This is a genomic window from Streptomyces sp. SID3343 (genome assembly GCF_009865215.1).
GTDB lineage: Bacteria > Actinomycetota > Actinomycetes > Streptomycetales > Streptomycetaceae > Embleya.
This window is the reverse complement of the sequence record NZ_WWJX01000952.1, coordinates 1-13,100: the sequence shown is the minus strand read 5'-3', so window position 1 is coordinate 13,100 and position 13,100 is coordinate 1. Positions and strand designations below refer to the sequence as shown.

Here is a 13,100-nt window from a genome sequence, read left to right as displayed (position 1 = left end):
GTGACGTCGCCCCGTTCGCGGTCTTCGGCGCGAAGTCTTCGCGTACCCGGCCACCCGGGCCGCGCGCCGCTTGCGCTGCCGGCCGCACCGCCCCTCTCGCCCCGGCTCGGGCAGATGTCGCCGTCAGGCGTTCTCCTTTTGGAATGTCCGGGTGCCCCACACCAGCGCCGATCCGGCCATGATCAGCAGGACGAGGGAACCCGTGAGCAGTCCCGACGACGTCAAGTCCCCGCGGAAGGCCGCGCGTTCGGCGTCGACCACGTGAGTGAGCGGGTTGACCCGGGCCAGGCTGTACAACCACCCCGGGGCCAGATCCTCGGAGACCGGCAGGAGCACGCCGGACAGCAGGAGCAACGGCAGGAGCACGGCGTTCATCAGCGAGGGGAACACGACCTCGCTCTTGAGGACCATCGCCAGTGCGTAGGATCCCGAGGACAGCGTGATGGCCAGCACTGCGGCGATCGCGAGGCTGAGCAGCATGCCGGACGCCGGCGCGCTCAGGTCGAAGGCCAGCAGCGTCACGAGCACGATGAGCGACGACTGCGCAGTCGCCTGGACGGCTTGGGCCAAGACCTTGCCGAACAGCAGGGCGGACCGGCTGGCCGGGGTGCCCCGGAAGCGGTCGACCACGCCGACTCGGTACTCGGAGAGCAGCCCGATCCCGGCGAACGAACCGCTGAACAGGGCCGTCTGCACGATGAGCGCGGGTGTGAGTACGGCCCAGGCGTTGCCGGACGGGAAACCGGGGGTGTGGTCGACCACCGTCACCATGAGCGGTCCGAAGAGGAACAGATAGAGCAGCGGCTGCATGATGCCGATGATCAGCCAGGCGGGATTGCGCAGGCACAGTCTCATGTCCCTGAGGAAGATCAGCCGGGTGTCACGCAGCATGGGTGGCCTCCGTGACCGGGGTAGCGGCTTCGCCGTCGCGCAGCGAACGTCCGGTCAGGCCGAGGAACACGTCGTCGAGGGTGGGCCGGTTCACCTTGACCGAGGTCATGGTGATCCGATGACTGTCGAGCGCGCGCAACAGGTCCGGCAGCGCGGCGTCGCCCCGTGGTACCCGGAACCGCACGGTCTCGGCGACGACGGTGACCTCGTGCGCGCCGGGCAGTCCGCACGCCACCTCGGCGGCCTCGGCGACCCGGTCCGCGACCTCGACGGTGACCGAATCACCCGCGACGCGGTCCTTGAGCTCGTCCGGGGTGCCTTCGGCGACGATCGTGCCCTCGTCCGTCACCAGGATCCGATCGCACAGGGCGTCGGCCTCGTCGAGGTAGTGCGTGGTGAGGAAGACGGTCATGCCCTGCTCGGCGCGCATGCGGCGGACGTGGTCCCACAGGTTGGCCCGGCTCTGCGGATCCAGTCCGGAGGTGGGCTCGTCCAGAAAGACCAGGTCGGGCTCGTGCACCATGCCGAGCGCGATGTCGAGCCTGCGTCGCTGGCCACCGGAGAGCGTCTTGGCGAGGCGCTGGTCCAGGCCGGACAGGTCGAGCCGCTCGGCCAGCAGCGCCCCGCGTTGCCTGGCCTCGGTCTTCGAGAGGCCGTAGAGCCGGGCTTGTAGTTCGATCTCCTCCCCGACCTTGGACTCGGGCCACGCGGAACCGCCCTGCGCCACGTAGCCGATCCGGCGCCGAACCCCCTGGGGGTCGGCCAGCAGATCGCAGCCGGCCACGGTGCCCGAGCCGCGGGTGGGTCGCAGCAGGGTGGTCAACATCCGCAGGGTCGTGGTCTTGCCGGCTCCGTTGGGGCCGAGAAATCCGACCAGTTCGCCGGCCGCCACATCGAAGTCGATGCCTCTGACCGCGTCGACGGTCTGCCCCCGGAGGGTGAACGACCGCGCGAGACCTCGCACTTGGATCATGAGCCCTCTTTCTCGTGCGGACCGCTCCCCGGGCGGAGCGCGGCGGGGCTCGGCCTTGGTGCCCGGCCCCTTCGAGCGGTTCATTCGGTGCGGCCTTCGGCGGCGGCGCGGAACTCCGCGAGCCGCTCTTGCGCTTCGGCCATGTCCTCCGTGGTCGGGGCGTCGTCCTGGGTCAGTGTGAACCGCCAGTAGCCGGCGAAGTCGATCGACCGCTTGTCCAGCCCCCGGTCGTCGACCAGATGACGACGGAGTGCCCGGACCGCCCCCGACTCGCCGGCGAGCCAGGCGAACGGGCGGCCGGGGGGGAACTCGGCGTTGCGTACCGCGTCGATCAGCACGTCGCTCCGACCGGCGGCGGTGTGCTCGCGGTACAACCAGTTGACGGTGACATCGCCGTCGGTCTCGATGTTCTGGCGCTCGTCGGCGTCGGCGACTTCGACGAAGGCCACGGCGCGCCCTCCCCGGGGCAGGGCCTCCAGCAGGGTGCCGATGGCCGGCAGCGCGCTCTCGTCGCCCGCGAGGAGGAGCCAGTCGGAGTTCGCGATCGAGTCCGTCAGGGAGATCGGCGCGGAGTAGATCGCCGATGGGCCGACCATGCCGAGTTGATCACCGGGTCGGGCGGCAGCGGCCCACCCGGTGGCGGGCCCGGTGTCCCCGTGCAGGACGAAGTCGATCTCGACGGTATTGGTGCCCGGCAGCCGTCGGCGGAGGGTGAAGCTGCGCATCCACGGCCGCTCGCCTTCGGGAATGGCCAGATACGCCTGGTACCAGCCGCTCGCGTCGTCGCTCTCCTCCGGCAGGACGGGCAGGCGCTGTCCGGCCCGCGGGAAGCAGAGCTTGACCTGCTGGTCCGGCGCGTGGCCGACGGAGTCGTCGAGGTGGTCGGCATCGAATGTCACGCGGGCCATGCGCGGTGTGACACGGGTGATGTCGATGACGTGGATGAATGAAACGGGAAGCTCTGTCATCGAAAACCTTCCAAGGGCGCCGGGCAGGCCGAGGCGGGGCGGGGCCCATCTGATATCTTTACGCAGTAAGGAGATGCCTGGGCGAGGTTACTTTATGTTGTAAGGAGTTGCAAGATGGTGGTGTTTGCCGGCCAGGGTGATGCTCGTCGCTCGATGGCTCTGCTGTGGCGCTCGGACGATTTCGGGAGCGCCAGAGCCGCACCCGGGCCCAAGCCCGGACTCGACGTCGACACGATCGTGGCGGCGGGCATCGCGGTCGCCGAGGCGCAGGGGATGACGGCCTTGTCGATGCGGGCCGTGGGAACGTGGCTGGGGCGCACCGCCATGGCGCTGTACACCTATGTGCCGAGCAAGAGCGAACTGGTCGACCTCATGCACGACCGGGTGCTGAGCGAGCTGCCCACCGAGTACGACACCGCTGCGGGATGGCGCGCGGCGATCACCGTGTGGGCCGACGACACGTGGGCGTTCTACCTGCGGCACCCGTGGATGTTGCAGGTCTCCCAGGCCAGGCCGGTGCTCGGGCCGGGTGAATACGCGCAGCTGGAGACGGTGGTGCGGATCCTGGGCGGGATCGATCTGGAGCCGTTGCAGATCCGCCGGGTCATCGCGGTGCTGTTCCAGTTCGTCCGGGGCATGGCTCGAGTCGCCGCGGAGCGTCGGCAGGCGGCGCCGGAGACCGGGGTGTCGGACGAGGAATGGTGGACCGCGCGAACCACCGTGCTGATGGAGGTGGCGCCGGACTTCGCTCGCCGTTTTCCGGCGTTGGCGGCGTTGGAAGCGCACGCGACCGCTGCCGCCGGCGACGTCGCCGAGGAGGGGCCGGACGACGACGTGGCGTACCTGGAACGGGAGACCAAGGAAGCCTTCCGGGTCGGCTTGAAATTGATCCTCGACGGCATCGACGCGGCCGAGCGGTGCGGTCGCGGTGGCGTCGACCACGCCGCTTCGGCCACGCCGTAACACCCGGGCCCGGTGGATCACGGCCGTGCCGAAATCACCCACACGCGAGGGTGTGCGGCGTGAGCTTCTATTACGCCCGCACTGTTCAAATCCGTCCAGAAATGATCATTGACGATACATCGATCGGTACTCTACGGTTTTTTGGGCTGGTGACCTCTCCTGGTTCTCGGCCGCCGACGACCGGTACGAAATTCGACAATGGCTCAATTCGAGGGGGGAAAGTTCGTGCAGCAATTAGCTCAGTACCACCGGCGCGACAGTCGATTGCCCGTCGGCCGTAAACCGGGTGACGCGGCCCCTCGCCGTGAAGGCGACGACCAGGGGCAGATCCTGACCACTCGGGTCGGCCTGAAGATCCCACCCGTCCTGTCGTACGACCGATGGGAGAAGGCCGGACTGCATATCTTTCGGATCGCCGACTCCTCCGCCTGGTGCCTGGGCGACTGGCTCGTGTACGGCCAGGAACGGTACGCGGACCGCTATCAGACCGGTGTCGAGGCCGCCGGGCTCGACTACCAGACACTGCGCAACTACGCCTGGGTGGCACGGCACTTCGAACTCGGGCGGCGCCGCGAGACGCTGAGCTTCGGCCACCACGCCGAGGTGGCCTCCCTCCCTCCCGCGCAGGCGGACACCTGGCTCGACCGTGCCGAGCAGCAGGGCTGGTCCCGGAACCGACTCAGGCTCCGACTCAGGGAGAGCCGTCAGGGGGCTCGGGCGGCCCCGCTCGTTCGCGCCAGTCTGCCCAGGATCAGCGCGCCCGTCGATCGCGTGGAGCGCTGGCGCGAGGCCGCGTCGAAGGTCGAGGAGAACTTCGAGGAATGGATACGCGTGGCTCTCGATCGCGCCGCCGCGCACGAACTCGGTGACTGACGGACCCTGCCCGCGCGACCACCGGAGACGGCCTCTCATGCAGATCCGCATCGACCATCACACGTGCATCGGGTCCGGGCAGTGCGTCCTGACTGCGCCCGGTGTGTTCACTCAGGACGAGGACGGGTACTCGGAGTTGGTACCCGAAGGAGCCGCGGCGACGACGCGGCGACAGGTGCAGGAGGCGGCGTTGTCCTGCCCTGTTCAGGCCATCACCTTGGAGAACGGGTCGCCCGGCGACTGAGCGTCCTTCCGTTCTGCTGCCAAGACGCACGTACGGACAGGGGGCCGTCCTGGACATCGGGCGGTCCCCTGTCCGCCGGTTCGGTCAGGGCCGCAGCCGCAGCCGCAGCGAGTTGAGTCGCCAACTGCCGGGCAACAGGGCCCGATCCGGTTCGGTGCCGGCGTCCGCGAGCGCCACGTCCGGGTAGTGTTCCAGCAGTTTGGCCAAGGCCGCCTCGCCCTCCTGCCGGGCCAGTGTGGCACCCAGGCAGTAGTGGATGCCGTAGCCGAAACCGACGTGGTTCTCGGCCTGCCCGTCGTGTTGGCGCGTGATGTCCAGCCGATCCGGGTCGGTGTAGTGGCGCGGGTCGAAGTTCGCGGACACCAGCACCAGTTGGACCGCGTCACCGCGGGCGATGGGCGTGCCGGCGAGTTCCAGGTCCTCGGTGGCGTAACGCAGACGCGCCACGTGCACCGACCCACACCATCGCATCAACTCGTGTACCGCGTGCGGCATCAGCACCGGGTCCTTGCGCAGCAGTGCCAGTTGGTCGGGGTGCGTGAGCAGTGCGGCGGTGCCGTTGCCGATCAGATGCGCGCTCGTCTCGTGGCCGGCCAGCACCAGGGTGATGATCATGGTGACCATCTCGGTGTCGCTGAGCCGTCCACCGTCGTCGTCGTGGGCTCGGATCAGCTCACTCAGGAGATCGTCCTGAAGCGCTTCCCGGCGCTGCTCGATCAGCTTGTGGCAGTAGTCGATCATCACCGGGAAGGAGTGTCGTAGTCGTTCGGGCCGCATCGAGACCAGGTCGCCGCCCCATTCCCGCCACCGGTCGAGGGCGTCCGCCGGGATCCCGACAAGTTCGCAGATCACCGTGATCGACAGCGGATACGCGAAGTGCTCCAGAAGATCGACCGTGCCGTCCTCGTCCTGCCGGTGCGGCAATTCGACCAGCAGCCGATCGGCGATCCGCTCGATCTCCGGCCGCAGATCCAGGATCCGGCGGGCCGTGAAGGCCCGGGTCACCAGGCGGCGCAGCCTGGGGTGATCCGGCGGATCGCTGTCCAGGATGGAGCCGAGCAGATAGCTGCGCAGATGCTCGGGGACGTTGAGGAGTTCCATCATGCCCTCGCGCGGATCCGCTCCCCCCTCACCCGGCACGTTGGAGGGTGTATTGACGAACCGAGGATCGCGCAGGGCCGCGCGGACGTCGTCGTAACGGGTCACGAACCACACCGGAGTGCCGTCGACGAACCTGCCGTCGACCACCGGGCCCTGTTCGCGCAGCCGGCCGTAGCCGGCGAAGGGGTCCCTGAGCAGGTCCGGATCCATCATGTGCCGACCGACGGGGCACACGGCTCCCTCTCCGGTCGGCGAGGCGTCGTGGGAAGTGCGGGGCATGGCCGACTCCAGTTCTCGCTGAGGCGTCACTTGAGCGCGCTGATCACGCCGTGCGGCGTCCATCGACCGCCCGGCAGCCGCTCGAACTTCACGAAGCCGGCCGCGGCGAACCACTCCTCGTACTGGTCCCACCGGTAGATGGTGCTGCTCGCGGCGGGCAGGGTCGCGAAGTACACGTTGTCGAGGGCCGCGTACAGCGGACCGTCTCCGCCGTCGTCGGACACGGCGTTGAACACCAGCACCCGCCCGCCGTCGGGCAGGGCCGCGTATGCCTTGCGCAGCAGGCGCACGTTCTCCTCGGGCGACCAGATCACCAACTGGTTGGCGAACAGTACGCAGTCGTGCCCGGACGGGTAGTCGTCGGCGAAGATGTCCGCCGCCCGCACGGAAATGCGGTCGGCCAGGCCGTGTTCGGCGATCCTGCGGCGCGCGATCTCCACGGTGCCGGGCAGGTCCAGCACGGTGAACTCGACGCCCGGGTTCGCCTGGGCGAGGGCAACGGCGTTCACCCCGTCGCCGCCGCCGACGTCGAGCACCCGGCGCACGCCGGTCAGGTCGGCCTTCTCGACGAGCACGGGGTTCGACAACCGCGACCACGAGCGCATGCAGCGGTAGAACAGCTGCTCCAGGTCGGGGTTCGCGGACAGCCGGTGATACAGGTCCGTCCCGGTGCCCTCGATCCGCCGCAGGCCGACGTTGGTGTTCTCGCGCAGCGACGCGGTGAAGTCCACCTCGGCGGGTCGAACGATCTGCTCCTCGTACTCGATCAAGTCCTCGATGATCTCCCACGTATCGTCCTCGAACATGGCCTTCAGGACCTCGGCGTTGCGGTAACCCTCGCCCTGACGGACCGTCAGTCCCAGGGCGGTGGTGCCCAGCAGCAGGATCTGCACCGGGCGTGCCACCAGGCCGAGTTCACGCCCGATCTCGTCCGGGGTCAGGCCGGGGTTCCGGTGGAGCAACGGGAACAGGCCCAGGTTGCGGCCCGCGTTGAGCATCTGGAAGGCCGACGAGCCGAACAGGATCTGTACCAGGCCGTCGGTGGTGAGCGGGGATGCGTCTGCCATGAGCACTCCGTAGCCGGTGTGGTGGGGGTTCGGGCGGGCGGTGGGCCGCGCCGAGCCGACGGTCATGTCACCCGGGCCAGGTCGGCGGGGCGCGAGTCATAGGTGGGCTCGGCCGCGATCCGGCGCACGCGGTCCAGCGCGTCCCAGACCTCGGTGAACCGGGTGTACAGCGGGGACGGTCCGATCCGCAGCCGGTCCGGGACCCGGTAGTCGCAGACGACCTTCGCGTCCTCGGCGAGCGCCTGGCAGATCTGCCAGGCATCGGGGTGGTACAGCGCCACGTGCGAACCCCGGCGCTCGGGTGTCCGCGGTGAGGCCGCACGAAACCCCAGGGGGGTGAGCCAGGCCTGCGCCAGGTCGTCGGCCAGCCGGCTCAGCAACAACCCCTTCGCCCGGATCCGCGCCACGCCGGCCTGCTCGACCAGGTCCAGGGCCGGCTCGATCGCCGCCAGCGACAGGAGCGGCGGGGTGCTCACCAGGAACCGTTCGATCCCGGGCACCGGATCGTAGTCGGGCCCCATCCGAAACTGCTCCCGCTGCCCGTACCAACCCCACACCGGCTGCCGCAGCACGGTCTGCAACTCGCGGCGCACGTAGAGGAACGCGGGCGAACCCGGGCCACCGTTGAGGTACTTGTACGTGCACCCCACGGCGAGTTCCGCACCGGTCGCGGTGAGGTCGAGGGGAACGGCCCCGGCCGCGTGCGAGAGGTCCCACAAGACCTTGGCGCCGACCGCGCGGGCCAGTTCGTTCACCGTCGCCATGTCCGACAGTGCGCCGCTGCGGTAGGACACCGACGACAGCACCACCAAGGCGACGTCCCGGTCCAAAGCCGAGCGCAGTACGTCGAGGTCGAGGCCGCCGTCGAGGTCGGAGGCGAGCCGACGCAGGCGCAGCCCGCGCTGATCGGCGAGGCCCTGTAGGACGTAGCGGTTGGTCGGGAAATCCTCGGCGTCGATCAGGACGGTGTTCCGCCCCGGCGCGGCGTCCAGCGCGGCGCCGGCCAGTTTGTACAGGTTGACCGAGGTGGAGTCGGAGATCACCACCTCGCCGGGGCGGGCGCCGAGCACGTGTTCCGCGAGACGATCGCCCAGTCGGGATCCCCAGTCGATCCAGTCCTGCCACGACCGCACCAACCCGCCGCCCCAGCCCTCCTCGACCACCTCGCGCAGCCGCTCCGAGGTGGCCGCGGGCAGCCGGCCCAGCGAGTTGCCGTCCAGATAGATCAACTCCGGGTCGGTGACGACGAACCGCCCTCGGAACTCGGCCAGCGGATCGGCCGCGTCCAACTCCTCGGCCGCCGCTCGGGAGATCGCGCCCTCCATCGACCCTCCTTCTGTTTCGTGTCGTCGGCGTGTTCCGTGTCCCCTGCTGTTCTCCGTCACGACCGCGAAGCCGTCGGCCGCCCCACGCATCACAGCGTCGAACGCACCGACCACAGTTCGGGAAAGAAGCGGTGCTCACTGATCCGGGCGAGCCAGGCCACGCCTTCGGTGCCCCCGGTGCCCGGCTTGGCGCCCAACATCCTTTGCACGGTGAGCAGATGGGTGTAGCGCCAGCGCGCGAACTGCTCGGCGGTGTCCATGAGCGCCTCGGCGAGCAGGTGCAGATCGTGGTGACGCACCGGATCCCGGTAGACCGTCCGCCAAGCCTGCTCGACCTCCGAGCCGGCCCGGTACGGCAGCGTGGCGTCCCGGGACCCGGAGTCGTCCGGTTGGAGCAGCCCGCGGCGAGCCAGCAGCGCGAGCGCCTCGTCGTACAGGCTCGGCTCGTGCAGTTGCCGCAGCACCGCGTCGTGACCGACCGTGTCCCGGTGTGGCCGCGCCATCGCCGCGTTCTTGTTGCCGAGGAGGAATTCCAGCCGCCGGTAGCCGGCCGACTGGAAGCCGGACGCCGACCCGAGAACGTCCCGGAACTCGGCGAACTCCACCGGTGACAGCACGGAGAACGTCTCCCACGACACCAGCAGGACCTGCTGCACCCGGCCCGACCGGCGCAGCGTCCACAACGCGTCACCGAGACGGTCCTTGCCCAATTGGTCGCGGGCCGTGCTCAGTTCCGTGTGCAGCAGCTTGAACAGGAGTTCCTTGACCTGGCTCATGATGATGAAGCCCGGCTCGGTGTCCGCCGGGCTGAGCGGATGCTGCAACGCCAGCAAGTCGTCCATCCGCGCGTAGTGCGCGTAGGCGGTGGTGCCCGGCGGGGGGTCGACGGACAGCGGGCAGCGGAGGTTCTCCCGGGAGTCGGGGTCGGTGCGGTCGACGCGTTCGGTGTGTTCGACGCGGTCGGTGTGTTCGGTGTGTTCGGTGCTCATGTGGTCGCTCCTCCCAGTCCCATCTGCGCGAGGACCGCATCGCCCAGTTCGGTGCCCCGCACGCCCAGGTCGTAGGGAAGGTCGAAGTGGTTGCGTCGCTGGGCGACGATCTCCGTCGTCGCCGCCCGCCGGCGCAGCGCCGTCACCATCCGCTCGTGTTGGCGGACGTACTCCTGCGTCTCGTTGCCGCCCAGGGCGATCACCACCTCGGGCAGCCGCTCCGGCAGCAGGTGGATCGGGCTGTTGCGGCGAGCCCCGGCCTCGTCCAGCCCCAGCGCCTCGTTGACGTACGACAGCCGGACCGGCTCCAGGTCGTACATGCCGCTGAGCAGCACCGCCCCCGCGATCCGCCCGGACACGTCCGGGCCGAACGGCGGAGCGGGCACCATGGCCATCGTGGCCAACTGCGCGCCGGCCGAGGTGCCGCACAGATGGAGCCGGTCCGGGGCGAACCCGAGCCGGTCCGCGTGGTGCAGCAGCCAGTCGACGGCGCGCTGCACCATCGCCACCATGGCGTCCAGACCGACGCCCGGTGCCAGGCCGTACTCCACCACCGCGACCGCCGCGCCGGCGGCCAGCAACTGCGGGACCGCGAAAGCCGATTCGTGCCGTCCGAGGGCCTGCCAGTTTCCGCCGTGGACGAACACCAGCAGCGGCGAACGCCCGGAACCCGTGCCGGGAAAGTAGTCGAGTACCTCTGCCGGATGCGCCCCGTAGGCAAGACCGGTCCGCACCGAGTGGTCCCGGCGGGCGGCCTCGCTCAGTCGCTCGTACTCGCGGAGGTAGGCATCGAGGCTCGGCACGCGCGAACTCGGCGAGTACTGCCGATCCAAGGTGCTCTGATCCATTCCCCGATACACGGCGGTACTCGTCATCGCCGGCACCCGGGCCGCGGTTGGTCGCGCATCCGCTCAGCTCCCCGACTCGTGGGTGGCGCGGGCTCGTTCGTACATCTCGGTCAGCACCGGGTCGATGCCGCGCGTCGAACTGCGGTAGCGGGCCCCGAAGCGCTTCGCGTACTCCTCGAACCACTCGCGCCGGTCCGCCAGGAAGAGCACGTCATGGATCGCCATCGAGCGCACCGCCATCATCGGCACGGGGGCATAGCTCACCTCGAACTCCGGGTTGCGGGCCGCCTTTTCCCGGCACTGCTCGTGGAACTGGGCGATCATCAGCCCGCGGCGCACGCTTTCCGGCTTGAGCGCGGTGTGTGCCGCGTCCAGCAGGTGCAGATGCTCGGGCGGCAGGTCCGGCAGGACGAGCAGCAGCGAACGCAGGTTCGGATTGCCGTCCTTCCAGCCGACCTCGCTGAACTCGTCCAGGCCGCAGCGGACGATCTCGTCGATGAGAGTCTGGCTCGGGGTCGGACCCACCAGTCTGACCCGGACCTCCAGCGCGCCGGCGCGCTGGGCCGGTGCGACGAACGGGCACACCGGTCCGGAGCGTCCGAGTTCGCTGTGCGGTTGGCGGATGTAGTCGCTCAGCCATCCCTCGACGGCCTCTAAAGCCTTGGCCAAGTCGACGGAGAGCACGTCGGTCAGCATCGTTGTCAGTCCTCGGGTGTCGGTCCTCGCAGAAAGCGGACGGGATGTGTCTCGAAGGCGGCCTGCGAACGTCACTCGTCGCCGGTGAGCTCGTGGAGTTTGGCCGACAGGATCCGACCGATCTCGGCCAGCGTGTCCGGTCGGGTCAGCATGGTCCCGTGTTCGCCGGGCACCACGTGTGCCTCGACGGAGCCACGGACGTACGGTTGCCAAGCCGCGGCGTCGACCGGCGGGTCCTGTGGATCCGAGCAGGCGATCAGCAGCAGATCGCCGTCGATCGGGCCGGGCCGGTAGTCGATGGCCAGGTGGGTGTTGTTCGCCGAGATCTCGGTGATCGTCGCAAGCCGGTCCTCGTCCAGGTTGGCCAACACGCTTCCCTGGCGGCGCAGGATCTCTCGCGCCTTGGCGAAGGTCATCTCCTCGTCGTCGGGCCGATGGGTTCCGTCGTCGACGAGACCCACGTGATAGAGCAGCATCACTCGGTCGTCGGGGGCGGGCACGTCCGCATGGGTCAGCCCCTGCCAGTTCGGGATCACGTCGAGCACCGCGACCAGCGCCACCGGTTCGCCGCGCCGTTGGAACTCCGCGGCCAGCGCATGCGCGCACAGCCCGCCGAAGGACCAGCCGGCCAGGTGGTACGGCCCGTGCGGTTGCACGCTGCGGATCTGGTCGGCGTAGTCCACCGCCATCTCCTCGATGCTGCCCGGCCGGGTCTCCGGACGGGCGAGGCTGCGCGCCTGGATCCCGTACAGCGGGTACTGCGGATCGAGTTGCTTGATCAGTGCGCTGTACGACCAGCTGATGCCGCCACCCGGGTGGATGCAGAACAGCGGCGGCCGACTGCCCCGGGCGCGCAGCGGCAACACCACCTCGTAGGAGCCGTCCGCGTCGTCGAGGTCCAGCCGGGCCGCGATACCGCCCGGGGTCGGCGCCTCGAACAGGCTCCGCAGGCCCAGCTCGACACCGAAGGCGGCCCGTAGCCGGGCCATCAGTCGGGTGGCCAGCAGCGAGTGCCCGCCCAGGTCGAAGAAATCCTCGTCCACCCCGACCACCGGCCGTCCGAGTACCTCCGCGAACAACTCGCACACCACCTGCTCCTGCGGCGTCGCGGGAGCCCGGCCGATGTCGGCGCTCGCCGCCTCGAACGCGGGCAGAGCGGCGCGGTCGAGCTTGCCGTTGGCGGTGAGGGGGAGCCGTTCGAGGGGGACGATGGCGGCGGGGCGCATGTAGTCGGGCAGATGCCGGCGAGTGTGCTCGCGCAGGGCGATGAGCACGGCGCCGGTGTCTCGGCCGGTGGCCGGGCTCGTGGTCCAGGAGGACAGCGGCAGGTCGGCACCGGCGGCGTCCTTGGGCGCGTAGGCGCCGACGACGACGTCCGTACCGAGGAGCCCGCACTTGACGTAGGTGACCTCGATGGCGGCCGGATCGTCCGGGCTCCAGCTGATCGCGGTCCGGTAGCCGTGCTCTTCGCCGAGGCGGTGAAGATCTTCCGGATCGACGCCGGGAGTCCCCGGATCGGCTTGCGGCGTCCCGGTTTCCAGGGCGCGCCGGACGGCGAGATCGGCTGCGATGCGTGCGTTGGGTACGCCGGTCACTCGCAACCGGTCGGGCCGGGCGGTGCGCAGTCGATCGGCCAGAACGCCGATGTCTCGGGTCCAGGGTCGGGTGGGGGTGTCGGTGAGGGGGTATGGGGTGATGCCGGTTTTGTAGAGGGTGGTGTCGTAGCGGTAGCGGGTGAGTTCGTTGTGTGCGGTGCCGCGTTTGAGTTGGATGTCGATGCCGGCGAGGTCGGGGATGTGGTGTGCGAGGGCGGTGAAGTACTCGGGGTCTACGAGGAGTTCCTTCTCCAGGACCAGGCTTTGTTCGACGGCGCGGCGGATGGC

General features: G+C 69.5%; 13 protein-coding genes. 3 read left to right on the top strand and 10 right to left on the bottom strand.

Features of this window, described 5'->3' with window-relative positions; translation table 11 throughout:
* Window positions 1–123: 123 nt before the first annotated feature.
* The 3 genes from GT354_RS29705 to GT354_RS29695 form a co-directional block, all read right to left on the bottom strand.
* On the bottom strand, window positions 124–891 hold the full coding sequence (locus tag GT354_RS29705) for an ABC transporter permease (RefSeq protein WP_161359456.1): 768 nt from the start codon (window positions 889–891) through the stop codon (window positions 124–126).
* Window positions 881–1,864 carry an ATP-binding cassette domain-containing protein gene (locus tag GT354_RS29700; RefSeq protein ID WP_161359455.1) on the bottom strand — a complete coding sequence of 328 codons (984 nt, stop codon included), beginning with the start codon at window positions 1,862–1,864 and terminating at the stop codon, window positions 881–883. Before GT354_RS29700 ends, GT354_RS29705 begins: the two co-directional genes overlap by 11 nt.
* 80 nt (window positions 1,865–1,944) lie before the next feature.
* Window positions 1,945–2,832, bottom strand: coding sequence for a siderophore-interacting protein (locus tag GT354_RS29695; RefSeq protein ID WP_161359454.1), 888 nt, complete (start codon window positions 2,830–2,832; stop codon window positions 1,945–1,947).
* 114 nt (window positions 2,833–2,946) lie between these two features.
* Here GT354_RS29695 and GT354_RS29690 point away from each other — a divergent pair, with 114 nt between their 5' ends.
* The 3 genes from GT354_RS29690 to GT354_RS29680 all read left to right on the top strand — a co-directional run bounded on the left by GT354_RS29690 (window position 2,947) and on the right by GT354_RS29680 (window position 4,912).
* The gene (locus GT354_RS29690; protein WP_161359453.1) at window positions 2,947–3,795 is read left to right on the top strand and encodes a TetR/AcrR family transcriptional regulator C-terminal domain-containing protein; all 849 of its coding nucleotides are present in this window, start codon (window positions 2,947–2,949) and stop codon (window positions 3,793–3,795) included.
* Between the two features lie 198 nt (window positions 3,796–3,993).
* Window positions 3,994–4,668, top strand: coding sequence for an LmbU family transcriptional regulator (locus GT354_RS29685; RefSeq protein WP_202512463.1), 675 nt, complete (start codon window positions 3,994–3,996; stop codon window positions 4,666–4,668).
* A gap of 37 nt (window positions 4,669–4,705) precedes the next feature.
* Window positions 4,706–4,912 carry a ferredoxin gene (locus tag GT354_RS29680; protein ID WP_161359452.1) on the top strand — a complete coding sequence of 69 codons (207 nt, stop codon included), beginning with the start codon at window positions 4,706–4,708 and terminating at the stop codon, window positions 4,910–4,912.
* A gap of 84 nt (window positions 4,913–4,996) precedes the next feature.
* Here the strand turns inward: GT354_RS29680 and GT354_RS29675 are convergent, their stop codons facing one another.
* The 7 genes from GT354_RS29675 to GT354_RS29645 form a co-directional block, all read right to left on the bottom strand.
* The gene (locus GT354_RS29675; protein WP_237535588.1) at window positions 4,997–6,292 is read right to left on the bottom strand and encodes a cytochrome P450; all 1,296 of its coding nucleotides are present in this window, start codon (window positions 6,290–6,292) and stop codon (window positions 4,997–4,999) included.
* 26 nt (window positions 6,293–6,318) lie between these two features.
* Window positions 6,319–7,359 carry a methyltransferase gene (locus GT354_RS29670; RefSeq protein WP_161359451.1) on the bottom strand — a complete coding sequence of 347 codons (1,041 nt, stop codon included), beginning with the start codon at window positions 7,357–7,359 and terminating at the stop codon, window positions 6,319–6,321.
* A 62-nt stretch (window positions 7,360–7,421) separates the two neighbouring features.
* Complete coding sequence (gene kynU / locus GT354_RS29665) at window positions 7,422–8,684, bottom strand: kynureninase (RefSeq protein WP_161359450.1); 1,263 nt, start codon at window positions 8,682–8,684, stop codon at window positions 7,422–7,424.
* An 89-nt stretch (window positions 8,685–8,773) separates the two neighbouring features.
* Complete coding sequence (locus GT354_RS29660) at window positions 8,774–9,673, bottom strand: tryptophan 2,3-dioxygenase family protein (RefSeq protein WP_161359449.1); 900 nt, start codon at window positions 9,671–9,673, stop codon at window positions 8,774–8,776.
* Window positions 9,670–10,548, bottom strand: a complete 879-nt coding sequence (locus tag GT354_RS29655) for an alpha/beta hydrolase (protein ID WP_161359448.1) — start codon at window positions 10,546–10,548, stop codon at window positions 9,670–9,672. Before GT354_RS29655 ends, GT354_RS29660 begins: the two co-directional genes overlap by 4 nt.
* A gap of 36 nt (window positions 10,549–10,584) precedes the next feature.
* Entirely contained in the window at window positions 10,585–11,217 is a 633-nt protein-coding gene (locus GT354_RS29650; RefSeq protein ID WP_161359447.1) for a DUF6875 domain-containing protein, read from the bottom strand.
* 71 nt (window positions 11,218–11,288) lie between these two features.
* Window positions 11,289–13,100 (bottom strand): alpha/beta fold hydrolase (locus tag GT354_RS29645; protein ID WP_161359446.1); only part of this gene is annotated, 1,812 nt, incomplete at its 5' end.